At 62.1% G+C, this 21,775-nt stretch carries 24 protein-coding genes; 10 read left to right on the plus strand and 14 right to left on the minus strand.

Annotated features, from left to right (window positions below):
* Window positions 1–125 precede the first annotated feature (125 nt).
* Entirely contained in the window at window positions 126–2,744 is a 2,619-nt protein-coding gene (locus tag I6E39_RS00985) for an SEL1-like repeat protein (RefSeq protein WP_235379435.1), read from the plus strand.
* A gap of 49 nt (window positions 2,745–2,793) precedes the next feature.
* Here the strand turns inward: I6E39_RS00985 and rnc are convergent, their stop codons facing one another.
* The gene (gene rnc / locus I6E39_RS00990) at window positions 2,794–3,468 is read right to left on the minus strand and encodes a ribonuclease III (protein WP_235379436.1); all 675 of its coding nucleotides are present in this window, start codon (window positions 3,466–3,468) and stop codon (window positions 2,794–2,796) included.
* A gap of 60 nt (window positions 3,469–3,528) precedes the next feature.
* A complete protein-coding gene (gene acpP / locus I6E39_RS00995) occupies window positions 3,529–3,762 on the minus strand; it encodes an acyl carrier protein (protein WP_235379437.1) in 234 nt (77 codons plus the stop codon).
* A 370-nt stretch (window positions 3,763–4,132) separates the two neighbouring features.
* Between acpP and I6E39_RS01000 the strand changes: the two genes are divergently transcribed.
* The 7 genes from I6E39_RS01000 to I6E39_RS01030 all read left to right on the plus strand — a co-directional run bounded on the left by I6E39_RS01000 (window position 4,133) and on the right by I6E39_RS01030 (window position 11,195).
* Window positions 4,133–4,861, plus strand: coding sequence for an ABC transporter ATP-binding protein (locus I6E39_RS01000; protein ID WP_235379438.1), 729 nt, complete (start codon window positions 4,133–4,135; stop codon window positions 4,859–4,861).
* Window positions 4,862–5,061: 200 nt separating this feature from the next.
* Window positions 5,062–5,979: a SufB/SufD family protein gene (locus I6E39_RS01005; RefSeq protein WP_235379439.1), complete on the plus strand. Its 918-nt coding sequence runs from the start codon at window positions 5,062–5,064 to the stop codon at window positions 5,977–5,979.
* Window positions 5,980–6,322: 343 nt separating this feature from the next.
* Complete coding sequence (locus I6E39_RS01010) at window positions 6,323–7,996, plus strand: NAD(P)H-hydrate dehydratase (RefSeq protein ID WP_235379440.1); 1,674 nt, start codon at window positions 6,323–6,325, stop codon at window positions 7,994–7,996.
* 30 nt (window positions 7,997–8,026) lie between these two features.
* A complete protein-coding gene (locus tag I6E39_RS01015) occupies window positions 8,027–8,614 on the plus strand; it encodes a hypothetical protein (protein WP_235379441.1) in 588 nt (195 codons plus the stop codon).
* 12 nt (window positions 8,615–8,626) lie between these two features.
* Window positions 8,627–9,778, plus strand: a complete 1,152-nt coding sequence (gene alr / locus I6E39_RS01020) for an alanine racemase (RefSeq protein ID WP_235379442.1) — start codon at window positions 8,627–8,629, stop codon at window positions 9,776–9,778.
* Between the two features lie 280 nt (window positions 9,779–10,058).
* Window positions 10,059–10,424, plus strand: a complete 366-nt coding sequence (locus I6E39_RS01025) for a type II toxin-antitoxin system PemK/MazF family toxin (RefSeq protein WP_235379443.1) — start codon at window positions 10,059–10,061, stop codon at window positions 10,422–10,424.
* A gap of 237 nt (window positions 10,425–10,661) precedes the next feature.
* Entirely contained in the window at window positions 10,662–11,195 is a 534-nt protein-coding gene (locus I6E39_RS01030) for a hypothetical protein (protein WP_235379444.1), read from the plus strand.
* Window positions 11,196–11,243: 48 nt separating this feature from the next.
* Here the strand turns inward: I6E39_RS01030 and I6E39_RS01035 are convergent, their stop codons facing one another.
* From I6E39_RS01035 to I6E39_RS01060, 6 genes are all read right to left on the minus strand, one after another.
* Window positions 11,244–11,804 carry a rhomboid family intramembrane serine protease gene (locus I6E39_RS01035; RefSeq protein WP_235379445.1) on the minus strand — a complete coding sequence of 187 codons (561 nt, stop codon included), beginning with the start codon at window positions 11,802–11,804 and terminating at the stop codon, window positions 11,244–11,246.
* Entirely contained in the window at window positions 11,804–12,976 is a 1,173-nt protein-coding gene (locus I6E39_RS01040) for a phosphoglycerate dehydrogenase (RefSeq protein WP_235379446.1), read from the minus strand. The genes I6E39_RS01035 and I6E39_RS01040 overlap by 1 nt, the downstream gene beginning before the upstream one ends.
* A gap of 310 nt (window positions 12,977–13,286) precedes the next feature.
* The gene (gene serC / locus I6E39_RS01045) at window positions 13,287–14,375 is read right to left on the minus strand and encodes a 3-phosphoserine/phosphohydroxythreonine transaminase (RefSeq protein ID WP_235379447.1); all 1,089 of its coding nucleotides are present in this window, start codon (window positions 14,373–14,375) and stop codon (window positions 13,287–13,289) included.
* Window positions 14,376–14,529: 154 nt separating this feature from the next.
* A complete protein-coding gene (locus I6E39_RS01050; protein ID WP_235379448.1) occupies window positions 14,530–14,796 on the minus strand; it encodes a pro-sigmaK processing inhibitor BofA family protein in 267 nt (88 codons plus the stop codon).
* Window positions 14,793–15,032: a YaaL family protein gene (locus tag I6E39_RS01055; RefSeq protein WP_235379449.1), complete on the minus strand. Its 240-nt coding sequence runs from the start codon at window positions 15,030–15,032 to the stop codon at window positions 14,793–14,795. The genes I6E39_RS01050 and I6E39_RS01055 overlap by 4 nt, the downstream gene beginning before the upstream one ends.
* A gap of 151 nt (window positions 15,033–15,183) precedes the next feature.
* A complete protein-coding gene (locus I6E39_RS01060) occupies window positions 15,184–16,344 on the minus strand; it encodes an S-layer homology domain-containing protein (protein ID WP_235379450.1) in 1,161 nt (386 codons plus the stop codon).
* 212 nt (window positions 16,345–16,556) lie between these two features.
* On the opposite strand from I6E39_RS01060, the gene bioB reads away from it, so the two are divergent.
* Window positions 16,557–17,513 (plus strand): biotin synthase BioB, encoded by a 957-nt coding sequence (bioB, locus tag I6E39_RS01065; RefSeq protein WP_235379451.1) that lies wholly within the window; start codon window positions 16,557–16,559, stop codon window positions 17,511–17,513.
* Window positions 17,514–17,529: 16 nt separating this feature from the next.
* Window positions 17,530–18,084: a biotin transporter BioY gene (locus tag I6E39_RS01070; protein ID WP_235379452.1), complete on the plus strand. Its 555-nt coding sequence runs from the start codon at window positions 17,530–17,532 to the stop codon at window positions 18,082–18,084.
* Window positions 18,085–18,304: 220 nt separating this feature from the next.
* Here I6E39_RS01070 and I6E39_RS01075 read toward each other — a convergent pair whose 3' ends face one another.
* The 6 genes from I6E39_RS01075 to I6E39_RS01100 form a co-directional block, all read right to left on the minus strand.
* Complete coding sequence (locus tag I6E39_RS01075; RefSeq protein WP_235379453.1) at window positions 18,305–18,727, minus strand: hypothetical protein; 423 nt, start codon at window positions 18,725–18,727, stop codon at window positions 18,305–18,307.
* Between the two features lie 262 nt (window positions 18,728–18,989).
* Window positions 18,990–20,054 carry a type IV pilus twitching motility protein PilT gene (locus I6E39_RS01080; protein ID WP_235379454.1) on the minus strand — a complete coding sequence of 355 codons (1,065 nt, stop codon included), beginning with the start codon at window positions 20,052–20,054 and terminating at the stop codon, window positions 18,990–18,992.
* Window positions 20,055–20,086: 32 nt separating this feature from the next.
* Window positions 20,087–20,485: a hypothetical protein gene (locus I6E39_RS01085; protein ID WP_235379455.1), complete on the minus strand. Its 399-nt coding sequence runs from the start codon at window positions 20,483–20,485 to the stop codon at window positions 20,087–20,089.
* Window positions 20,478–20,927 carry a hypothetical protein gene (locus I6E39_RS01090; RefSeq protein ID WP_235379456.1) on the minus strand — a complete coding sequence of 150 codons (450 nt, stop codon included), beginning with the start codon at window positions 20,925–20,927 and terminating at the stop codon, window positions 20,478–20,480. Before I6E39_RS01090 ends, I6E39_RS01085 begins: the two co-directional genes overlap by 8 nt.
* Entirely contained in the window at window positions 20,924–21,421 is a 498-nt protein-coding gene (locus tag I6E39_RS01095) for a DUF4860 domain-containing protein (RefSeq protein WP_235379457.1), read from the minus strand. The genes I6E39_RS01090 and I6E39_RS01095 overlap by 4 nt, the downstream gene beginning before the upstream one ends.
* Window positions 21,411–21,770, minus strand: a complete 360-nt coding sequence (locus tag I6E39_RS01100) for a hypothetical protein (protein WP_235379458.1) — start codon at window positions 21,768–21,770, stop codon at window positions 21,411–21,413. Before I6E39_RS01100 ends, I6E39_RS01095 begins: the two co-directional genes overlap by 11 nt.
* Window positions 21,771–21,775: the final 5 nt, after the last annotated feature.

Raw genomic sequence — 21,775 nt, forward strand, 5'->3', positions numbered from 1 at the left:
GGCTGAGATGGAGCATGACCGGACCGGACAGGGGCGGCCATGCTCCTTTTTTCGCCGGCCTCTCCGCTGTTTGACAAAATAGGGCATCTGTGTTATATGTGCAGAGTAAGAAAGGAGCGGGACCAATGGCGGAAGAAGGAAATGAGCGGCAGTTCCTCCATCCGGAGGACGCCGTCATGGTATATATAGACCCTCAGGTCATGCAGAGTCTGGCCGGGGTAGCGGCGAAGAAGCAGGAAAGCCTTCAGGAACTGATATCCGCCGCGGAGGACGGGGACCTGGAGGCGGAATACCGTCTGGGGCTGGACTACTGCGAAGGAGAAGAAGGTGCGCCCAAGGACGAGGAGAAGGCCTTTTTCTGGTTTTCCAAAGCGGCGGAGGGGGGCAATATCGCTGCCCAGCATGACCTTGGCCTGTGCTATATCCGCGGGATCGGAACTTCGGAGGACCCGGCGCGGGCGGCGGAGCTTTTTTCCGCCGCCGCCGAGCAGGGGTATCTTCCTTCCATCTGTGAGCTTGGCCTCTGTTATGAGATGGGCAGCGGCGTGGAAGAGGACAAGGGCCGGGCGGCTGAGCTGTACCGGGAGGCGGCCGATCAGGAGTATGCTCCCGCTCAGTGCAACCTGGGCTTCTTCTACTACCAGGGTATCTATCTGGAGAGAGATGTTCGGGAGGCGGTCCGCTGGTTTGACAAGTCGGCCCAGCAGGGCTATCCCCGGGCCCAGGTGCTGCTGGGGGAGTGCTATGACCAGGGTGTGGGCGTGGAACAGGACCTGGGCAAGGCGGTCCAGCTGTACCGGAGCGCCCATGAGCAGGCCTATGCCCCCGGCACCTGTTCTCTGGGCCTGTGCTATGAGCTGGGCCGGGGCGTGGATGTGGACTGGGAAAAGGCGGCCCAGCTGTACCGCCAGGCGGCGGAACAGGGGGACGCCCAGGCCCAGTGCAACCTGGGCTACTGTTGCTACCAGGGCATCGGCGTCAAGGAGGACGACGGACAGGCGGTCCAGTGGTTTCGTCAGGCGGCGGAGCAGGGCTATCCCCGGGCGCTGAATCTTCTGGGGGAGTGCTATGACCGGGGGACCGGCGTGGAGCAGGACCTGAGCAAGGCGGCCCGGTTGTACCGGAGTGCTCACGAGCTGGGCTATGCCCCCGGCACCTGCTCCCTTGGACTGTGCTACGAGCTTGGCCGGGGCGTGGACGCGGACCCGGAGAAAGCGGTGGAGCTGTACCGGCAGGCGGCGGAGCAGGGGGACGTCCAGGCCCAGTGTAACCTGGGCTATTGCTACTACCAGGGTGTTGGGGTAAAGGAGGACAACGACCAGGCGGTCCGGTGGTTCCGGCAGGCCGCCGAGCGGCGGTACGCCCGGGCCCAGATGCTGCTGGGCGAGTGCTATGAATACGGCTACGGGGTGGACCGGGACATTCGACGGGCTGCGGAGTTGTACCAGGCCGCCCATGAGGGGCACTATCCCCCGGCCACCTGCTCCCTGGGCATGTGTTACGAGTTCGGAAACGGTGTGAAGCAGGACCTGGAGAAAGCGGTGGAACTGTACCGTCAGGCGGCGGAGCAGGGCCAGGCCCGGGCCCAGTGCAATCTGGGCTACTGCTACTACCGCGGCATCGGGGTGGAGCAGAACGACGCAGAGGCGGTAAAGTGGTTTGCCCGGGCGGCGGAGCAGAGCTATGGCCGGGCCATGAACCTGCTGGGGGAGTGCTACGACCGGGGTGCCGGCGTGGAACAGGACCACCGCAAGGCGGTCCAGCTGTACCGAAGCGCCCATGAACAGGACTACGCCCCCGCCACCTGCTCCCTGGGCTTGTGCTATGAACTGGGCCGGGGCGTGGATGCGGACCCGGAGAAAGCGGAGGCGCTGTACCGCCAGGCCGCCCTGCGGGGGGACGCCAGGGCCCAGTGCAATCTGGGCTTTTTCTACTACCACGGCGTCGTGGTCCAGGGAGACGACCGGGAGGCGGCCCGATGGTTTGCCAAAGCCGCGGAACAGGGCTATGCCCGGGCCCAGATGCTGCTGGGCGAGTGCTGTGAAAATGGCTACGGGGTGGACAGGGACCCGGCACGGGCGGCGGAGCTGTACCGAAAGGCCCACGAAAAGGGCTATGCGCCCGGAACCTGTTCCCTGGGCCGGTGCTATGAGTCGGGGACCGGTGTGGAGCAGGACCTGGAAAAGGCGGTGGAGCTGTACCGGCAGGGAGCCGGGCAGGGAGACGCACGGTCCCAGTGCAGCCTGGGTCTCTGCTGGTACCGGGGCGTCGGCGTGGAGCAGGACTATGAGACGGCGGCCCGGTGGTTTTTCAAGGCGGCGGAGCAGGACGATCCCAGAGGCCAGTATCTGCTGGGCCTGTGCTATGAACTGGGCCAGGGCGTGCCTGAAAACAAGGAAAAGGCGGCCCAGCTATACCGGAAGGCCGCCGATCAGGGGGACAGGAACGCCCAGTGCAGCCTGGGCCTCTTCTGTTACCACGGCATCGGCATACATCAGGATCGCCGGCAGGCGGTCCAGTGGTTCACCCGGTCCGCTGGCCAGGGCCATGCCCGGGCGCGGTATTGGCTGGGGGTGTGTCTGGAGAAAGGCCAGGGGACCGGACAGGACCTGGCCAGAGCGGAGGAACTATACCGCCAAGCCGCGCAACAGGGCGTCGAAGAGGCAAAGAAGGCTCTGGAGCGGTTGGAACAGGATAAGAAGCCGGGCAATTCTCTGAAAAAGCTGTTTGGCTTTTTGAAATGAAAAGACCCCGCGGGACCGTCTTGAACGGCTCCGCGGGGTCTTCCTACATTTATTTGTGTTCCAAGGCCTCAATGGCCGCCTTGGCGGCCATCTGCTCCGCCTCTTTTTTGCTGCGGCCGGTGCCGGAGCCCACACAGTTTCCGTTCAGCTCCACCGCTACAAAAAAGCGCTTATTGTGGTCGGGACCCTCCTCGCCGGTAAGGCGGTAGCGGAGGACCTGTCCGCTCTCCCGCTGGACCAGCTCCTGGAGGGCGGTCTTATAGTCGTGGGGCTTGGTCAGACCGGCTACCTCCCGGCTGAGGATATACTTCTGGATGATCTTCCGGGCGGAGCCGATGCCGCCGTCCAGATAGACCGCGGCCAGCACCGCCTCCACGGCGTCGGCACGGATGGAGGGCCGCTGGCGGCCGCCGCCGGCCTCCTCGCCCTTGCCCAGGCGCAGATATTCCCCCAGTCCCAGCTCCTGGGCCACTTCCACCAGACTTTCTTCACAGACCAGGGCGGCCCGGGTGCGGGTCAGCTCCCCCTCCGGCAGATCGGGGTGGTTGCGGTAGAGGTGGTCGGCCACCACCATGCCCAGAATGGAGTCCCCCAGAAATTCCAGCCGCTCGTTGCTGGAGAGCCTGCCCCGGCTCTCGTTGGCGCAGGAACTGTGGGTCAGGGCATTTTCCAGCAGCTTCTGGTTTTGAAAGGTATACCCCAGTTTTTCTTCTAAGGTCTTCATACAGGTCTCCTTAGACAAGGCAAAACTCCGCCGCAGGCGGAGTTTTGCGTGTTTTTCGAATCAGTCGATCTTGTTCTGCAGGAAACGAACCAGATCTCCCACGGTGCTGATGGAAGAGGCCTCCTCTTCGCCCAGCTCATCAATACCGAACTCCTCTTCCAGAGCCATGGAGAGGTCCACGATGTCCACGGAATCGGCGTTCAGATCATCGGCAAAGGAAGTATCCAGGGTGATGGTGTCCGCATCCACATTGAACTGCTCGGCAATGAGCGCTCTCAGTTTCTCAAAGATCATATTCGCTGCTCCTTCATTTGTGCCCCAGGCACTTTTTCTTCCCTTACTATATGCAGAATCTTCCGGGCTGTCAATAGGGATTTTTCATTTTGCACACTTTGACCAGGAAATTCACCACGTCTGCGCCGGGGAGCTTCCGGGCGGAGATGGCACAAAAGAGGGGCGGAGCCTTTCAAACAGCGGGAGGAAAGTGAGCCGAGCGGGCAACCGCTGCTGCGGGCCCGCGGCAGAGAAAATACAGTTAGACAAACGCATCATGTAGTGGTAAAATAACCATACTGCGAATACCCCCTGTTTTCCCGCACCTGCGGGCGGGATGAGAGAAGAACGACGGCCCTGCGGGGCCGGAGAGATATAACGGAGGAAGCCTATGTTAGAGTTACAGCATATCAGCTTCGGTGTGGAGCAGGATGGCGAGGACAAGAATATCCTTCGGGACATCAATCTGACCATCCAGGAGCGCTTCGTGGCTATTACCGGCCCAAACGGCGGCGGCAAGTCCACCCTGGCCAAAGTCATTGCCGGTATTTTGACGCCCACCGAGGGAAGAATCCTTTTGGACGGGGAGGATATCACCAGACTGAACATCACCGAGCGGGCCCGGAAGGGGATCAGCTTCGCCTTCCAGCAGCCGGTACGCTTCAAGGGCTTGACGGTGAAGGACCTGATCACCCTGGCCAGCGGCAAGGCCATCGGCGTGCCCGAGGCATGCAACTACTTGTCTGAGGTGGGTCTGTGCGCCAAGGACTATATCGACCGGGAGGTGGACGCCTCCCTGTCCGGCGGCGAGCTGAAGCGCATCGAGATCGCCATGATCATGGCCCGGTCCACCAAGCTGTCCGTCTTTGACGAGCCGGAGGCCGGCATCGACCTGTGGTCCTTCTCCAACCTGATCCAGGTCTTCGAGCACCTGCACGAGAAGATCAACGGCTCTATCCTCATCATCTCCCACCAGGAGCGGATCCTGAACATTGCCGACCGGATCATCGTCCTGGCCGACGGCAAGGTCCAGCAGGACGGAGCCCGGAAGGATATCCTGCCCGGGCTGCTGGAAGCGGCGCCCGCGGCGTGCAGCGCCCTGACGGACAAGGTGCGCTAATACTTTTTCAGAAAAGACTTCGATTTAGGCTCTTTATGCTGCGGCTCTCCGCAGCTGTGAAACCCAAAAATGGTTTTGCAAAATCAGTAAGGCACGGTTTTTCGCTCCGCGTTTCATGCGGAGCCTGCGGACCCTTGGTTCGCAGGGATGAGAACAGTTGTAAGTGTTTTCATCAGAAAACGGTATAAGGAGGAAGCGCAATGGATGCGATCCAGAAAAACCTGCTGGCGCAGGTAGCTCAGCTGCATGAGGTGCCCGAGGGCGCCTACAACATCCGGGCCAACGGCAAGTCTGCCGCCCGGAATACCACCGCCCACATCGACATCGTCTCCAAGACGGACAAGGACGGCATCGACATCATCATCAAGCCCGGCACCAAGAACGAATCTGTCCATATCCCCGTGGTCCTCAGCGAGAGCGGGCTGACCGAGACGGTGTACAACGACTTTTTCATAGGTGAGGACTGCGACGTGACCATCGTGGCTGGCTGCGGCATCCACAACTGCGGAGTGCAGAACTCCGAGCACTCGGGTATCCACACCTTCCATGTGGGCAAAAACGCGAAGGTGCGCTATGTGGAGCGCCACTACGGAGAGGGGGACGGCCTGGGCGAGAACATTATGAACCCCACCACTGTGGTGGAGATGGACGAGGGCGGTTACATGGAGATGGAGACCACCCAAATCAAGGGGGTGGACTCCACCGTCCGTACCACCAAGGCGACGCTGGGACCCAACGCCACCCTTATTATCAAGGAGAAAGTCATGACCCACGGCAAGCAGTTGGCCAAGTCCGACTTCACCGTGGATCTGGACGGCGAGGGCTGCCACACCAATGTGATTTCCCGGTCTGTGGCCCGGGGGGAGTCTAAGCAGGTGTTCCTGGCCCGGATCAATGGCAACGCCGCCTGTTACGGCCACTCCGAATGTGACGCCATCATTATGGATCAGGGTGTGGTGTCCGCAATCCCCGAGGTCACGGCCAACTGTCTGGACGCCCAGCTGGTCCACGAGGCCGCCATCGGAAAGATCGCCGGGGAGCAGCTGATCAAGCTGATGACCCTGGGCCTTACCGAGAAGGAAGCGGAGGAGCAGATCGTCAACGGATTTTTAAAGTGAGAACAAGGGGGCGTGAGAACGCCCCCTTTTTGAAAGCACGGTGTAAATTTTAGTTTAACGGGCCGATTGCGTTGTGGAGGCATGTAGGGCAAGGGCAGCTCCCATTTTCGATTCGTAGGAGTGGCCCTCAATGGCCGCCCGTGGTCGCATCGTGAAGGTGTGCACTGGTAGGGCGGGGGCTTGCCCCCCGCCGCGGCGGCCCCAAGGGGCCGCCCTACGGGCGGGGCGTCCAGAGGCCGCCCCCTACGAAGCCATATTGTGAACCGTGCGTAGGGGGCGGCGTCCCCGACGCCCCATAATACATCCATAAACTAAAATTTACCCACTGGAAAGGAGTTTCCCCATGCAGATTTTAGCCAGCACCCGGCAGATGCGGGAACTGGACCGCATTGCCATCCAGGAGCGGGGGGTCCCCTCCCTGGACCTGATGGAGCGGGCCGCCCAGGCGGTGGCGGAGGCGGTGCGGGATGTGCTGGGGCCCGAAGAAAACCGGGGGCCTCTTGCCCGATCCTTCGGCCTGATCGTGAGCACCGGGGAACAGCCGCCCACCGAGGCAGAGCAGCGGGAGATGGACGAGCTGCGCGCCATTGTGGAGTCCAAAAACGCCGATCCGACCCCTCGGGTGGCGGTGTTCTGCGGTCCCGGCAACAACGGGGGCGACGGCGTGGCCGCCGCCCGGCTGCTGCGGGGCATGGGCTATCAGGTCCGGGCCTTCCTGGTGGGGGACCGGGATAAAATGACGCCTGATGCCAAAGCCATGGAGGAAAAACTCGTCGCTGCCGGAGGCGAGCTGGAGCCCTTCTGCCCCGAGGAACCCCGGCAGAATGTGTGGCTGACCACCTGCGACTGCATGGTGGACGCTCTGTTCGGCGTCGGGCTGAGACGGCCGGTGGCCGGAGCCTTTTTGACCGCCGTCCGGATCATGAACGACAGGCCCTGCCCTGTGGTAGCCTGCGACGTCCCTTCCGGGGTGGACGGGGACACCGGACAGATTTTGGGTGAGGCGGTCCGGGCCAAGGTCACCGTCACCTTCACCTGCGCCAAGCCCGGCCTGTACCTGGGAGAGGGGGGCGCCTGTGCCGGGAAAGTGCGGGTGGCCCACATCGGTATTCCTCACGATCTGATCCATCAGCAGCTTTTACGCCAGCCTGAGACGGCAAAGGTGATGGACGGAGGACGGTACGTCCTGCCCCGCCGGCCCCGTACCGCCCACAAGGGGGAGTTCGGAAAGGTCTTCATTCTGGCCGGCTCCGAGGGTTACACCGGGGCTCCTGTTCTGGCCGCCCGGGCCGCTGTCCGCGCCGGAGCAGGTCTGGTGTTTCTGGGAGTGCCCCGGGAGGTCTATCCCATCGTGGCTGTCAAATGCGATGAGGCCATGGCCTTCCCTCTGCCTGAGAAATATGATAAAATACTGGAGATGGCCAGGGGCTGCGACGTGGCCCTCATCGGCCCCGGTCTGGGCCGGGCGCCCGAGACAGAGATGCTGGTCCGCCGGCTGCTGGCGGACCTGGGCATCCCCGTGGTACTGGATGCCGATGGCATAAACGCCCTTTCCGGGCATATAGATAGTCTGGACAAACGCTCCGCCCTCACGGTGCTGACGCCCCACGACGGGGAGTTCCAGCGGCTGACGGGCTGCCAACTGCCCATTCGGGACCGGCTGACCGCCGCCCGGGAGTTTGCAAAGGCCCACCGCTGTGTCCTGGTCCTCAAGGGCCATGGCACCGTCACCGCCGCGCCGGACGGAGAGGTCTGGATCTGCGGCGCCGGGAACCCCGGCATGGCCAAGGGGGGCTCCGGCGACGTGCTGGCGGGGATGCTGGCTGCCCTGCTGGGGCAGAAGCACCTGCGCGGTCCCTATGCCCATCCGGGAAAGCTGGTGGCCTGCGGCGTCTATTACCACGCCCAGGCCGGGGACAGCTGTGCCCGGCGGTTGGGAGAATACGGCATGACTCCAAGCGATATGATCGAGGCGCTGCCTCAGATCCTTCTGAAGCACGAGGAGCGGGGGCAATAAGCCGGAGGTTCCTGAAAAGGGAGGAAAAGTGTGCGTAAACTGCTGTTTTGCGTACCAATGATGATCCTGCTGCTGGCAGCCTGCGGAGGCGGAACAGCGGGCGGGAGCGAGGAAGAGACGTTGGCTCTGGCCATCCGGGGGGAGTATCTGGAGATGACCTCCTGTGCGGCCACGGCGGAGGTCACCGCCGATTACGGCCAGCGGGTCTATCAATACACCATGTCGGTGGAGGCCTCGGAGGAGGAGACCGCCTTGGTCATCACCGCGCCGGAGACGGTGGCGGGGATCACCGCCCGTCTGAAGGGAAAGGACAGCCTGCTGGAATATGACGGCATTGCGGTGGAGACCGGCCCCATGAATCAGCAGGGGCTTACTCCGGTGTCCGCCGTCCCGGCTCTGCTGGAGGAGACCCGGTCCGGCTACATGCGTGCCTGCGCCCTGGAGGAGGACGGCACCCTGCTTCGGATGGACTGCGGCGACCCGGAGGGCGAGCCGGGCAAGGGGGTGGAGACCACCCTCTGGTTTGACGCGGATACCCACGCTCTGGCACGGGGAGAGATCCGCGTGGACGGCTTCCGGGCCATTTTATGTGAGTTCACTCAATTTACAAAAGAATGAGAAGGGATCAACATGACAGACATTACCAAGATGCGGACCTGGGCGGAGATCGACCTGGGGGCGCTGGAGCACAACTACCGTGCGCTGCGGGCCATGGCGCCCCGGGACTGTAAGTTCCTGGGACTGGTGAAGGCCAACGCCTACGGCCACGGTGCGCCCCGGATCGCCCGGAAACTCCAGGAGCTGGGGGCGGATATGCTGGCGGTGGCCTGCCTGGCCGAGGCCATGGAGCTGCGGCGGGCGGGGATCACTCTGCCCATCCTGTGCCTGGGGCAGACGCCGGTGGAGCTGGCGCCCATGCTGCTGGAGTACGATGTGACCCAGACGGTGGAGGATCTGGACACCGGAAAGGCCCTGTCCCTGGCCGCCGCGGCCGCCGGAAAGACCTTGAAGATCCATGTGAAGCTGGACACCGGGATGAGCCGGCTGGGCTTCCTCTGGCGGAAGGGCGGGGACAACGCGGACCTGCTGGACGAGATCACCGCCCTGTGCGCGCTGCCCGGCCTGGAGGCGGAGGGCATGTTCACCCACTTTGCCGACGCCGACGGCAGCGAGGAATATACGATGGACCAGCTGACCCGGTTCCTGGACGCGCGGGCGGCGCTGGAGGCCCGGGGGATCACCTTCGCAATTTACCATTGCGGGGCCAGTGCCGCTGTGTTAAACTATCCCTGTACCCATATGAACATGATCCGTCCCGGCATCGCCCTGTACGGCTACTACCCCGCACCCGGCATGGAGGGGCTGGACGGCCCCGGTCTGGAGCCGGTGATGACGGTGAAAAGCCGGATCTGTGCCATCCGCCGGGTCCCGGCGGGCACCAGCGTCAGCTATGGCCGCACCGCCGTCCTGGAGCGGGACTCCCGTCTGGCGGTGGTCCCCATCGGCTACGGGGACGGTTATCCCAGAAAGCTGTCCAACCAGATGAATATGGTCATTCGAGGCGTGGCCTGTCCCATCGTGGGGCGGATCTGCATGGACATGTGCATGGTGGACGTCACCGACCTGCCTGAGGCGGAGGTGGGGGACACGGCGGTGGTCTACGGCCCGGAGCTGACGGAGCGGGCTGCGGAGCTGACCGGCACCATCGTATACGAATTGCTGTGCGACGTGACTGCCCGGGTCCCCCGCGTCTATTTGGAGCCGGAGACCGGGATCCGGTGAAAAAAGGAGCCGAGGGGACAGGGACAAGTCCTGGGGCGCCTTGTCCCCGTGCGTGACCGCCCGCCCCGTCCCTTCATAGGATGACTTGGAGCAGCGGAGGCGCGGGCGCTTCCGAGGGCGAAGGCGCGGCGGGATGGCTGCTTCTCCGCCGGAAAAAACGGCATGGGCGGGAAGCAGGTATAATTCCCGCCGCTCCGTGGGAGACTCATAGTACAGCGTTACATAAGACCGACGCAAGGCCTGTAACGCGTGCTATCCTTCCAGCGGAGTGTGAACGTATGTGGACAACAGTGTGAGACGAGGCGACATCTTTTACGCCGATCTAAGCCCGGTGGTGGGCAGCGAGCAGGGAGGCGTGCGGCCGGTTCTCATTGTGCAGAATGACACCGGAAACCGGCACAGCCCCACCGTGATCGCAGCCGCCATCACCTCTCAGACGGGGAAGGCCAGACTGCCCACCCATATCTCGGTGGCTCCCCTCAGCTGCGGCCTGCCCAAGGAGTCTATTATCCTGCTGGAGCAGGTGCGGACTCTGGATAAGCGGCGGCTGAGGGAAAAGATGGGGCGGCTGGACGACGGAGTGATGAAGCAGGTGGACGCCGCCATCGCCGTCAGCTTTGGCCTCCACCCGGAGACCATGGTGTGACCAGAGGGAGCCGCCCCATCGGCGGCTCCTACATAATGTCTGATGAATTGACCGCTTTGCGGTTTGTTCCCGCGGCTTTGGAAAAGAGAACAGCAGCCATTACGGCAATGGGTCAACACAGAAGGACAAGGGCCTTGGCGGTGAAGCCGCAGGACCTCCCCGTTGGGACGAGAGCGATGGGCCTGGTTCCATGCACGCTACATTCAGAAAACGGACCTCAGATAAGGAGTATTTACCATGAAGACACGCAGCAAATGGATCGCGCTGGCCTCCGCTTTTGGGCTGACCGCCCTTTGCGTGGGGGCGGCCCTGGCCACCGGCGGGGACCAGAACGACCCCCTGGTCACCCTGAGTTATCTGGAGCAGACGGCCCTTCCCGGTGTGGTGGAGCAGGTAGAGCTCAAGTCCACCGCTCGTCAGGCGGAGCTGGAAAAGGCGCTGGCGGACCAGATCGCCAAGTACAAGCAGGAGATCACCGCTCTGGCAGGCTCAGGCTCCGCGGGCAGCGCCTCCTATACCCTGGTCACTCTGACCAGCGGCCAAACCATGTCCTTGGACGTGGGCTGCGAGGTCATGCTCCGGGTGGGGACGGCAAAGGTCAACTCCAATACCAATCCGGCCCTGATTGACATTGCCTCCGGAGATGCCGTCAACAACGGAACATCCCTCGCCAAGAACCACCTCTATATGGCCACGATCCCCGACCGGACCCTGACCCCCACCGCCGACACGGTTAAGCTGCTGGTCCGGGGCGGGTACAGCGTGGCATAAATGCCAGAACAGATAAAAAAGAAGGACTGCACCGCAGTCCTTCTTTTTTTATCGTTTACTCATCCCAAAGCCCAGGGCCGCGCCGCAGACGCCGCCGATGATATGGGTCAGCTGGGACACATTGTCCTGCGCGGTGAAGGCGTCTACCACCTCGCCGCCCAAATAGAGGATCACCACCAGGATCAAGGTCAGGGGGATGGTCCCCTCTTTCATCCCGGCCAGGGAGGACAGGACAATCATCATAAAGACAATGCCGCTGGCCCCCAGCAGGGCGGTGCCGGGGAAGAGGAGAAACTGGACCAGGCCGGACACCAGAGCGGTGACGAGGATACAGAACAGCAGCTTCCTGGAACCGTATTTCTCCTCCAGGGGAGGGCCTACCACCAACAGGAGCATCATGTTGCCCATGTAGTGGGCATACCCGGAGTGGCCCAGGACGTGGCCCACCATCCTTACATAGGTCAAGGGATCGGAGAGCGGGGCACGGTAGACACAGAACAGCAGAGAGGTGGTCCAGCCGCCGGTGAACATTCCCAGCACCAGCGCTCCCAGAGAGAGCAGCGCGAACGTCAGGACTACCGGAGCGTTATACTGTACCCGGAAGCGCATCAGTGGTTCAGAACCCGGACACGGATGACGCCGGGGATGGCCCGCAGCTCGTCGGCCACCTCGTCATTGATGCGGGTGTTCACATCCACCATGGTGTAGGCGTAGTCCTTCTTGGACTTGTTGGTCATGTTTTCCACGTTGATGCCGTCGCCGGACAGGATGGACATGATCTGGGTCAGCATGGCGGGCACGTTTTTGTGAATCAGACAGATGCGGGCGATGCCGCTCCAGTCCTGGGACACATTGGGCAGGTTCACCGAATTGACGATGTTGCCGTTGAGCAGGTAATCCTGGAGCTGGCGAGCCGCCATGACGGCGCAGTTCTCCTCGCTCTCCGGGGTGGAGGCGCCCAGGTGGGGCAGAGCGATCACGTTCTTGACCGTGGCGATCTTGTCGTCGGGGAAGTCGGTGACGTACTTGGCTACCCGGCCGGACTCCAGCGCGGCGATCATGTCGTCGTCGTTGACCAGCCCGCCCCGGGCCAGATTCAGGATGCGGACCTGGCCCTTCATCTTGGAAATGGCTTCGGCGTTGATGGTGTCCTTGGTGGCGCTGTTGTAGGGAACGTGAATGGTGATGTAGTCGGAGACCTTATACAGCTCGTCCAGATTCTTCACCACATGGACATGGCGGTCCAGCCGCAGGGCGGCATCCACGGACAGAAAGGGGTCATAGCCGTAGACGTCCATCCCCAGCTCCAGAGCCACGTTGGCCACCAGAGCGCCGATGGCCCCCAGGCCGATGACACCCAGGGTCTTGTGGAACAGCTCGGGACCCACGAAGGCGGACTTGCCCTTTTCCACGGCGGCGGCCACATCCACATTGGGGGAGTGGGCCTGCTCCTGGACCCAGTCGGCGCCGCCCAGAATGTCCCGGGAGGCGATGAGCATGGCGGCAATGACCAGCTCCTTCACTGCGTTGGCGTTGGCGCCGGGGGTGTTGAACACCACGATGCCGTGCTCAGAGCAGCGGTCGATGGGGATGTTGTTGGTGCCAGCGCCAGCCCGGGCGATGGCCCGCAGGGCGTCGGGGAACTCATAGTCGTGCATGGGGGCGGAACGGACCAGGATACCGTCCTCGTTTTCCAGATCCTCCCCAACCTGGAACCGGGTCTGATCCAGATAGGCCAGACCGGCCGAGGAGATCTTATTCATTGTCTTGATGCGGTACATAAATCATTACCTCGAATCGGTTTTATATTGTTGTTGTAAATTTTAGTTTAACGGGCCGATTGCGTTGTGGAGGCATGTAGGGCAAGGGCAGCTCCCATTTTCGATTCGTAGGAGTGGCCCTCAATGGCCGCCCGTGGTCGCATCGTGAAGGTGTGCACCGGTAGGGCGGGGGCTTGCCCCCGCCGCGGCGGCCCCTTGGGGCCGCCCTACGGGCGGGGCGTCCAGAGGCCGCCCCCTACGAAGCCATATTGTAAACCGTGTGTATGGGGCGGCGTCCCCGACGCCCCATAATACATCCATAAACTAAAATTTATCCGTTCTTTTTGTCAAAGTCCCGAATAAAGTCGCACAGCTTCTCCACGCCTTCCACGGGCATAGCGTTGTAGATGGAGGCCCGCATGCCGCCCACTTTGCGGTGGCCCTTCAGGTTGACAAAGCCAGCCTGCGTGGCCTCCTGGACGAATTTGGCGTCCAGCTCGTCGCTGCCGGTGCGGAAGGTGACGTTCATGCCGGAGCGGGAAGCCTTCTCCGCGTGGCAGCGGAACAGGCGGGAGTTGTCCAGAGTGTCGTACAGCATGCCGGAGCGCAGCTTTTTCAGCTTCTCCATGCCTTCCAGACCGCCCTGCTCAAGCACCCAGTCCAGAGTCAGGCCCAGCATGTAGATGCACCAGCAGGGGGGAGTGTTATACATGGAGTCCTTGTCGATCATGGTCTTGTAGTTCATCATCAGCGGGGTGTAAGGCAGCTCGTGGCCGGCCAGATCCTCCCGAATGATGACCACGGTGAGACCGGCGGGGGCCATGTTCTTCTGCGCACCGGCGTAGATAATGCCGTACTTGGACACGTCCACGGGCATGGACAGGATGTCGGAGGACATGTCACACACCAGGGGCACGCTGCCGGTGTCGGGGACATAGTTCCACTCGGTGCCGTAAATGGTGTTGTTGGCGCAGTAGTAGAAGTAGCTGGCGTCCTTGTCCAGCTTCAGCTGCTCCTGACCGGGGATGTAGCTGTGGTCCCGGTCCTCGGAAGAGGCAGCCAGGTTGATCTGGCCGTACTTCTTGGCCTCTTTATAGGCCAGGTTGGAGAAATTGCCGGTGACGGCGTAGTCCGCCTTGCCGGTCTTGCCGATCAGGTTCAGGGGGATCATGGAGAACTGGCCGGAGGCGCCGTTCTGGAGAAACAGGATTTTATAGCCTTCCGGTACATTCATGATCCGGCGCAGCTTTTCCTGGGTCTCCTCAAAAATCTGGACGAAAACCTTTGACCGGTGACTCATCTCCATCACTGACATACCGGAACCACGGTAGTTGGTGATTTCAGACCCGGCGCGCTCCAGTGCGGACAGAGGGAGCATGGACGGGCCGGCGGAGAAGTTGTAAACACGCTGGTCGCTCATTTGGGAGAACCCCTTTCAAAATAAAAAATCGCCCCGCTCCGCATAGACAGGGACCGGGGCAGTTTTTTATTATAATAAAGGAAAACGGGGGTGTCAATCCTTCTGGGCGGGAAATGAGGCAAATATTTGTCAGATTTTGGGCAGTTAAACGAGTTTACCGCAGAACCCACTGGAGCATCAGGAGAAGCCCGAAGCCGGGGACCCCCAGCAGCCCCAGAACCAGAGCGTTGACCAGGTTGACGCCCAGACTGATTCCGGCCAGGCGGCCGATCTGGGAGAAGAGGGCCAGGACCGCCAGCCCCACCGACGAGCGCAGGGCCAGCCGAATCAGCTGGGCCAGGGGGCGGCGGAGGAGCAGCAGGGCGGCGCACAGCAGCAGCCCCGCCAGCCCCCAGGCGGTGTAGTCGGGCAGACCGCTCATGGAGCGGCCTCCAGCTCCTTGACCCGCCGCAGGAGATAGTTGTATCGGGCCTGGAGGGCGTTGATCTCAAAGACGTAGGATTCGATGAGATCTCCGTCGCTGACGTGGTTGAAGCTGCCGTAGGCCTGGTTGATGAGGGTACGGGTGCTGGCCAGAGAGGCCATGAGCTCCCGGCGCTCCGTGTCCCGGGGACTGGCGGGGCGGCGGAAGAAAAACGTGCGGGTCGGCTGTGCCATGGGCGTCGCTCCTTTCGGGAATAATAGATCTGGTAACATTCTATGGCTAGTCTGGACAAATATTCCAGCTTCTAACCGAAAGCAGCGTCCCCGGCTGGGAATATAACGGCCGCCTGTCCATTGGGGACAGTCGGCCGTCTCAATGACTGATTTACGCGAGGATATACTGTCGGAGCATGGCGGCGACTTCGGCCCGGGTGGCCTTGCCCTGGGGGTCCAGATTGCCGTTGGCCCGTCCGGACAGGATGCCGTTTTCCACGGCCCAGGCCATGGCGTTCTGGGCCCAGGCGGAGATGCGGGTGCTGTCAGGATAGGCGGAGAGGACGGCGGAGGAGGACTCCTTCCTGGGATCGGCCAGACGGTACAGCATCTGGGCCAGCTGCTCCCTGGTAATGGAGCCGTTGGGGTCGGTGCCGTCGGAGACCTCATTTTGTACGGCCCAGTTCTGGGCGGCGGAGTACCAGGGGGTGCTGCCGGCCACGGACTGGCCCTTCAGCTTGGCCAGAACCATCCAGAGCATGGCACGGGTGGCGTAGGCGTCAGGGGAGAAGGCGTCAGCGCCGGTGCCGGAGAAAAGCCCCTGCTGGAGCGCGTATTCCACCGTATCATAGTACCACGCGTTGGCCGCCACGTCGGAAGGGACGATGACGGAATCGAACAGGCGCAGATAATAGCTCAGGGTGTATTCCTCCTGGTCCACGGCGGAGAGGTAGTGGACGGTGACAAAATAGAGAAGGGTCCTCTCGCTGGCGGGAGAGTAGGTGAGACCGGGGACAGCATGGCTGTGTCCGTTGGAGGAGCGGGCCTGAAGGGCCAGCCGGCCCCGGGCTTTCAGCGTTTCAGCGGACAGAATATAGGTCTGGCCCTTGTTCAGCGCGTAGGAGGAGTGCTCCCAGGGGGCGGTGACGCTGTCCCGGGACACCAGCTGTCCGCCGGTGGTCATGATGTCGTGGACGGGAAGGTCCTCGCCGTCCAACATCTCATAGATGCCGTCATAGTTCAGGTCTGTGAGGTAATCTACCTCCACCCAGACCCGGTCGGCCTGGGGCTGGATATAGAAAGAGGTCTTTCCGGCGGCCCGGTTGATATTACAGCTGTACCGGACGGAGTCGTCCACGGTGAAAGCGCCGGCGCTGTCCCGGCGGTACAGCGCCACATGGAGGTCCAGAACGGGGGAGTCGGAGGTCTCCGCGTCGATCAGGAAGGTGGAAAAGGTGGTAGCAAGGGGATCGGCGGCGCCGGCCGGTAAGATCAAAGAGGCGGACAGTGCCAGGGACAGGACCAGGCACAGCCAACGTTTTGGTGCGTTCATAGTAAGCTCCTTTCGGAAAACGAAGAATGATCTCTATTATAGCGAAAAAACGGACGATTGGCAAGGGAGAGCCGGGAAAGCACCATCCTACCATCCGAGAATCGACTTCAAACTTGAACGTAAACTTTTTTGAAAGAAGGGTTGACAACCAGACGAAACAGAATGTATACTCTGAACGTTGAAAGGTTTACAACAGAAGGTGAAACTGAAAGATGAAACATTTGGCCGAGGAAATTATTGTAGGCCGCCGTCTGGGGCGGGAGGATGACCTGTCCGTACTGGTGACGGCTGACCTGGAGGAGCTGTGCCAGGGGGCGGACCGGATTCGAAAGGCGCTGTGCGGCGACCGGTTCGATCTGTGTACCATTATCAATGGGCGCAGCGGACGCTGCGGAGAGAACTGCAAGTTCTGCGCGCAGTCCTGCCACAACCACACCAACGTGGAGGAGTATCCTTTCCTGCCGCTGGAGGAGATCGTGGCCGAGGGCAAGCGAAACGAAGCCGCCGGGATCCACCGCTATTCCATCGTGACGGCGGGCCGGGGGCTGTACGGTCAGGAACTGGAGCAGGGACTGGCCGCCTACCGCCGGCTGAAGGCGGAGACAGGGCTGGCTCTGTGCGCTTCCCATGGACTCCAGACCCTGGAGGAGCTGAAAGCTATGAAGGAGGCCGGGGTGGAGCGGTTCCACGCCAACCTGGAGACCTCCCGGCGGTATTTCCCCTCCATCTGCACCACCCATACCTATCAGGACAAGGTGGACAACATCCTCCGGGCTAAGGAGGCGGGCCTCCAGGTCTGCTCCGGCGGCATCCTGGGCATGGGAGAGACCTGGGAGGACCGGATCGACATGGCTCTGAGTCTGGCAGAGCTGGAGGTTGACTCCATTCCCCTGAATCTGCTCAGCCCCATCCCGGGGACGCCCCTGGAGGGTGTGGACCCCATCTCCCGGGAAGACGTGCTGCGTTCCGTGGCGGTTTTCCGGTACATCAATCCCACGGCCTGGATCCGGATGGCGGCGGGCCGGGGGCGGTTTGAGGACGGCGGCGAGGCGCTGTTCCGCTCCGGCGCCAACGCGGCCATCACCGGGGACATGCTGACGACCACCGGCACCAGCGTGGCCGGAGACATTGCCATGGCGGCCCGTCTGGGCTATCAGCTGGAAAAGTAAGGAAGGAAGAATCATTATGGAAACGAAAACGAAAAGCAAGGTATATCCGCTGGCTATGACCGCTGTGATGGCGGCGGTCACCTGCGTCCTGGGTCCCATGTCCATTCCCATTGGCCCGGTGCCCATCTCCTTTACCAATCTGGCCATCTACATTTCCCTCTATCTGCTGGGATGGAAGCGGGGTACCCTCAGCTACCTGGTCTATATGCTCATCGGCATGGTGGGCATGCCTGTGTTCTCCAATTACAGCGGAGGCATGGGCAAGCTGTTCGGCCCCACCGGCGGCTATATCATCGGCTTTATCCCCATGGCCATCATTGCCGGCATCGTCATTGATAAGTCCCGGAACCGCGGCATCCAGCTGGCGGGCATGATCGTAGGCACCGCCCTGTGCTATGCCTTCGGCACCGCCTGGTTCTGCTTCCAGGCGGGTTACGCCGTGGGCGCTGCCCTGGGCCTGTGTGTGTTCCCCTTCATTCCCGGTGACCTGGCCAAGATGGTCATTGCCATGGTGATCGGTCCCATGATCCGCTCCCGTCTGGAGCAGGCCGGTCTGCATCCCGCTCACTAATCTCATCTGTTCCCGTTACTGCGAAAATGTCCCCGGTCCGTCAGGACCGGGGACATTTGTTTACATTCGAAAGCCGGGCGGACCCGGGCGGCGGGCCGTCCGTCAGCACAGATCGGCACAAGGATGGAAGATTGGGGGCAGTCCGCTGGGGTGCCGCCGGTACGTTCTCTGTGCCGGACGTCCGGCATGGCTGTGCTTCGGTGCGGTGGGAAAGCGTACGTTACCTGTCTTCTGCCTCACCCAATGCGCTGTCCATCAGCAGGACCAACTCCAGAACGCTGCGGAAGCTCTGCTCCCGGCCCTCCTCCAGCCAATTGACGGAACCCTGCCAACTGGCATTCTGCCGAAAGATGACGCGTATGGCGAAGGTTGCCAGCGCACCCTCCTGAACCTCTGTAGCCGGAGCGTCTCCCGGTTTGCGTTTGGGGGGCGGTGCAAAGGCCCGTGCCGAGGTAAAGGACTGGGGGAGATTCATGACATCCAGCACTTGTTCCATCTTGACCAAAAATTGAGTCAGGCTTTGGAAGCGCTCACCCTCTCGGCGGTACGGGTTGAAAAACCGGCCGGCCAGAACGCCATTTGTGTAGGAGTCAACACAGACGATCGTGGTCCGATATTCGTTGCCCCGTATTCTGTTTTCCATGCGAGGGTCGCCCCCTTTCGTTCTTTTACGATAATAGAAGTATATCATACGAAAGTTACAAAACCGGTTACATATCACAAAATCACATTCAGAACTCTGAAAAAATATGCCCAAAATGTAGGAGTAAAATTTAGGTAAAATTTACAATGGAGAGCGGGGGCGGCAATGTGTACTCCCTGTGATGCTGTGCGAAACATATAAAAGGCCGGAAGTTTCCATCCATATAAGGAGGAACACTTCCGGCTGAGTGGTTCAAGACAGGTCAGCGCAGCCCAAGGCGGCGGCGCAGCTGCTCCGGGTGGTCCGCGTGGTCCAGAGCCGTTTCCAGGGTGATCTGGCCGCCCCGGTAAAGGGATAGAATGGACTGATCCATGGTCAGCATATCCTCGCCCCCACCGGCGGAGATGGCGTTGTCGATCTGATAGGTTTTGCTGTCCCGGATCATGCTGCGGATGGCGCTGTTCATGTGCATGATCTCGTAGGCGGGGACCAGACAGCCGTGCAGGTCGGGGATCAGCTGCTGGGATACCACAGTATGGAGGACTGTGCTCAGCTGGATCCGAATCTGGTTCTGCTGGGCGGGAGGGAAGGTGTCGATGATACGGTCGATGGTGTTGACGGCGCCTCTTGTGTGGAGGGTGGCGATGATCAGGTGGCCGGTCTCAGCGGCGGTCATGGCCGTGCGGATGGTCTCGTGGTCCCGCATTTCCCCAAGCAGGATGACGTCGGGGGCCTGCCGCAGGCAGGCCCGGAGACCGGACAGGTAGTCGGCCGTGTCGATGGCGATCTCCCGCTGGCTGATAATACTTTTCTGGTCCCGGTGCAGAAACTCGATGGGGTCCTCCAGGGTGATGATGTGGCAGTTGCGGGTCTTGTTGATCTGGTCGATGATACAGGCCTGGGTGGTGGATTTGCCGCTTCCGGCGGTTCCGGTGACCAGCACCAGACCGTGGGCCACGCCGGCCAGACGAATGACCTGCTCCGGGATATGAAGGGCGTGCCAGTCGGGGATATCAAAGGACACCACCCGGACTACGGCGGCCAGAGAGCCGCGCTGGCGGTAAGCGTTCACCCGGAAACGGGCCAGACCGGGCACGGCAAAGGAGAAGTCGTCGTCTCCCCGGCGGCGGTAGTCCTCCATAGGCCGGTCAGCCAGGGCGTAGAGATCGGAGATCAGCTGGCTGGTCTGAGGGGGGAGGACCTTTTCCGGGCTGATGGGACAGATGCGGCCGTCCAGCTTTTCGCTGACCGGACCGCCCGCCACGATAAAGAGGTCGGACGCGCCGTCCGTCACCGCGCGCTTCAGATAATCCATCAATGCTGCCATGAAAGCGCCTCCTTTTTCAGGTGTAGCGGAACTCAACCGCCGTCCCACAGGTTCAAGCTGTCGTCGGGATGCCAGGGAGCGGTGGATACCGCCTGCCAGCGCAGGACGGTATAGGCATCGCCGTCCAGCCGAACCTCCACCAAAAGGGTCTGGGTGTCGGAGATGGGACAGGAGTAGGCAAAGACGTCGCCCTGGCGGGCCACGCCGGGGGGCTGCCGGCCCTGGCGCAGCTGGGCCAGAATGGCCTCGGCCTGACAGTCCGCTTGGTAGTAGTCGTACACGGCCTGGGCGGCGGCGGAGCTCAGCCGGTCGTTCGCTAAGGCGGTGGACAGGGACAGCAGGGCGAAGACGGTCAGAGCGAGCACGGCGAAGATGACCAGCAGCGAGGTTCCGCCCACCACAGGGGGAGAAAAGCGTTCTCTGTCAGCCATGGCCGTCCGCCTCCCCCTGCCACGCCACGGTCAGCTCCGCCAGAGCGGAGGCCTCCGGATCACGCTCCGGCATGACCCGGACACGGGCATGACACAGTCCTGTTACCTCCGAGGGCTCCCCCTGGGCCTCCAGCCGGTAGACGGCCCGTTCCTGGTCCGTCACGGACCAGGTTTCATCGTAGAATATATACCACAGGCCCTGGGAGACCTGACCGCCCAGCCTCCGGGCGGCTTCCTCCTGGGCGTGGGCCGTGTCTCCTCCGGCGTGTTTCAGGGTCTCGGCGGCGTTCTGGACCTCCAGCAGGGCCCGGTCCCGGGCCTCGTTTTGCCGGGAGAGCTGGTCAGACCAGACGAAGGCACGCAGACACAGGGCGGCGGCCAGGGCAAAGACCAGCACCATGACAGCCTGCTCCATGAGGGCCAGGGGAGCCTTGCTTCTCATGGAGCCGCCCCCTCTCCGCTCCGAAGGGCCAGCGTCAAGCGGACAGGGTCCTCGCCCGGGATCAGAAGCTCGCAGGACAGCAGACCGTCCTCCAGTTTCAAAGACATGCCCCGGCTGGGAAGCAGCTTCTCGCCGACGTCCGGGGAGAACGCCTCGCCTGCGGCGGAAAACAGCTCCCGGAGCCAGCCGTCATAACAGTAGATCCAGGTCACATAGTCCTCTCCTCCGATGTGTTCCGTGAGCACGAGGGCGTCCCCTGCCTGACGGGAGAAGGTCAGACAGACGGCTCCGCCCCCCTCGGCCTGGCGGACCTTGGCCGCCAGATACTGGGCGCAGGTGCGCCGGTCATAGGCGGCTTGGTCCCGCTCCGTGACCCGGCGGTAGGCGTCGGCGCCGAAGAGCAGGACAAACAGCACGCAGACCGCGAAAAGGCTGAACAGGAGCAGAACGCTCAGACCGCCGATGATATGGTTGTCTTTTCCATCATGGTTCATTGGCACGCTCCAAAACCGTGATGTCGGGCATCAGGTTTGATCCGAAGATGTTGTAAAATACCGTGTAGTGTTCCCGGTCGATTTGGAGACCGTAGCGCACCTCCAGATAGGCCAGATCGGGGGGGTAGATCCCCTCGGCGGTGTAGCAGGCCACGGCGGCCCGGCGGATGGAGTCTTCCAGCCGCTGCCGCTCCTCCCCGCTCCGGTTGTTGTCCAGATCGGCCAGGCCGGCCAGGAAGCAGAACAGGACCAGGAGAACGGCGGCGGGAAACAGAAGGGACCGGAGGACGGCGGCGGGAAACAGAAGGGACCGGAGGACGGCGGTCCCGCGGCGCGAATGCTGTCCCATAGGCG

Source organism: Pseudoflavonifractor phocaeensis (assembly GCF_021531375.1).
GTDB lineage: Bacteria > Bacillota > Clostridia > Oscillospirales > Oscillospiraceae > Lawsonibacter > Lawsonibacter phocaeensis_B.

What these genes read in the sequence shown, in the direction of transcription:
- I6E39_RS00985 (WP_235379435.1), top strand. Translation starts at nt 126, where the DNA reads ATGGCGGAAGAAGGAAATGAGCGGCAGTTCCTCCATCCGGAGGACGCC.
- rnc (WP_235379436.1), bottom strand. Translation starts at nt 3,468, where the DNA reads ATGAAGACCTTAGAAGAAAAACTGGGGTATACCTTTCAAAACCAGAAG.
- acpP (WP_235379437.1), bottom strand. Translation starts at nt 3,762, where the DNA reads ATGATCTTTGAGAAACTGAGAGCGCTCATTGCCGAGCAGTTCAATGTG.
- I6E39_RS01000 (WP_235379438.1), top strand. Translation starts at nt 4,133, where the DNA reads ATGTTAGAGTTACAGCATATCAGCTTCGGTGTGGAGCAGGATGGCGAG.
- I6E39_RS01005 (WP_235379439.1), top strand. Translation starts at nt 5,062, where the DNA reads ATGGATGCGATCCAGAAAAACCTGCTGGCGCAGGTAGCTCAGCTGCAT.
- I6E39_RS01010 (WP_235379440.1), top strand. Translation starts at nt 6,323, where the DNA reads ATGCAGATTTTAGCCAGCACCCGGCAGATGCGGGAACTGGACCGCATT.
- alr (WP_235379442.1), top strand. Translation starts at nt 8,627, where the DNA reads ATGACAGACATTACCAAGATGCGGACCTGGGCGGAGATCGACCTGGGG.
- I6E39_RS01030 (WP_235379444.1), top strand. Translation starts at nt 10,662, where the DNA reads ATGAAGACACGCAGCAAATGGATCGCGCTGGCCTCCGCTTTTGGGCTG.
- I6E39_RS01035 (WP_235379445.1), bottom strand. Translation starts at nt 11,804, where the DNA reads ATGCGCTTCCGGGTACAGTATAACGCTCCGGTAGTCCTGACGTTCGCG.
- I6E39_RS01040 (WP_235379446.1), bottom strand. Translation starts at nt 12,976, where the DNA reads ATGTACCGCATCAAGACAATGAATAAGATCTCCTCGGCCGGTCTGGCC.
- serC (WP_235379447.1), bottom strand. Translation starts at nt 14,375, where the DNA reads ATGAGCGACCAGCGTGTTTACAACTTCTCCGCCGGCCCGTCCATGCTC.
- I6E39_RS01050 (WP_235379448.1), bottom strand. Translation starts at nt 14,796, where the DNA reads ATGAGCGGTCTGCCCGACTACACCGCCTGGGGGCTGGCGGGGCTGCTG.
- I6E39_RS01055 (WP_235379449.1), bottom strand. Translation starts at nt 15,032, where the DNA reads ATGGCACAGCCGACCCGCACGTTTTTCTTCCGCCGCCCCGCCAGTCCC.
- I6E39_RS01060 (WP_235379450.1), bottom strand. Translation starts at nt 16,344, where the DNA reads ATGAACGCACCAAAACGTTGGCTGTGCCTGGTCCTGTCCCTGGCACTG.
- bioB (WP_235379451.1), top strand. Translation starts at nt 16,557, where the DNA reads ATGAAACATTTGGCCGAGGAAATTATTGTAGGCCGCCGTCTGGGGCGG.
- I6E39_RS01070 (WP_235379452.1), top strand. Translation starts at nt 17,530, where the DNA reads ATGGAAACGAAAACGAAAAGCAAGGTATATCCGCTGGCTATGACCGCT.
- I6E39_RS01075 (WP_235379453.1), bottom strand. Translation starts at nt 18,727, where the DNA reads ATGGAAAACAGAATACGGGGCAACGAATATCGGACCACGATCGTCTGT.
- I6E39_RS01080 (WP_235379454.1), bottom strand. Translation starts at nt 20,054, where the DNA reads ATGGCAGCATTGATGGATTATCTGAAGCGCGCGGTGACGGACGGCGCG.
- I6E39_RS01085 (WP_235379455.1), bottom strand. Translation starts at nt 20,485, where the DNA reads ATGGCTGACAGAGAACGCTTTTCTCCCCCTGTGGTGGGCGGAACCTCG.
- I6E39_RS01090 (WP_235379456.1), bottom strand. Translation starts at nt 20,927, where the DNA reads ATGAGAAGCAAGGCTCCCCTGGCCCTCATGGAGCAGGCTGTCATGGTG.
- I6E39_RS01095 (WP_235379457.1), bottom strand. Translation starts at nt 21,421, where the DNA reads ATGAACCATGATGGAAAAGACAACCATATCATCGGCGGTCTGAGCGTT.
- I6E39_RS01100 (WP_235379458.1), bottom strand. Translation starts at nt 21,770, where the DNA reads ATGGGACAGCATTCGCGCCGCGGGACCGCCGTCCTCCGGTCCCTTCTG.